General features: G+C 50.1%; 5 tRNA genes. All 5 read left to right on the top strand.

Annotated features, from left to right (window positions below):
* Positions 1-38 precede the first annotated feature (38 nt).
* The 5 genes from KGF48_RS19845 (at position 39) to KGF48_RS19825 (ending at position 505) form a co-directional block, all read left to right on the top strand.
* A tRNA-Leu gene (locus KGF48_RS19845) sits at positions 39-122 on the top strand.
* A gap of 30 nt (positions 123-152) precedes the next feature.
* Positions 153-229 (top strand) — tRNA-Arg (locus KGF48_RS19840).
* A 7-nt stretch (positions 230-236) separates the two neighbouring features.
* Positions 237-312: transfer RNA gene (locus KGF48_RS19835), tRNA-Gln, on the top strand.
* 16 nt (positions 313-328) lie between these two features.
* Positions 329-401: transfer RNA gene (locus KGF48_RS19830), tRNA-Lys, on the top strand.
* A gap of 15 nt (positions 402-416) precedes the next feature.
* Positions 417-505 (top strand) — tRNA-Ser (locus KGF48_RS19825).
* Positions 506-541 lie beyond the last annotated feature (36 nt).

Below are 541 nucleotides of genomic sequence, written 5' to 3'. Positions count from 1 at the left end.
CGGTGGTTCGAATCCACCATCCTCCACCAAAAAAATGCGCGGATGTGGCGGAATTGGCAGACGCACTAGACTTAGGATCTAGCGCCATTGGCGTGGGGGTTCGACTCCCTTCATCCGCACCATTTTTTATTTAATTTATACATATTTATTGTGGGTGCATAGCTCAGCTGGATAGAGCAACGCCCTTCTAAGGCGTGTGTCCGGGGTTCGAATCCCTGTGCGCTCACCACATATATTGGGGATTAGCCAAGTCGGTAAGGCACATGACTTTGACTCATGTATGCGTAGGTTCAAGTCCTGCATCCCCAGCCATTAAATATTAAAGTAGGGTTCATTAGCTCAGCTGGCAGAGCACCTGACTCTTAATCAGGGTGTCCCGAGTTCGATCCTCGGATGAATCATTGGAAGTAAAATATGGAGAGGTGTCCGAGTGGTTTAAGGAGCTGGTCTTGAAAACCAGTGACTTCGAAAGGGGCCGTGGGTTCGAATCCCACCCTCTCCGCCAAATGCCCAGATAGCTCAGTCGGTAGAGCAGGGGACT

The organism is Clostridioides sp. ZZV15-6388 (genome assembly GCF_020657755.1).
Classification (GTDB): Bacteria; Bacillota; Clostridia; order Peptostreptococcales; family Peptostreptococcaceae; genus Clostridioides.
Note: the sequence above shows the minus strand (reverse complement) of the source record. Positions and strands in the feature narration are given on the sequence as shown.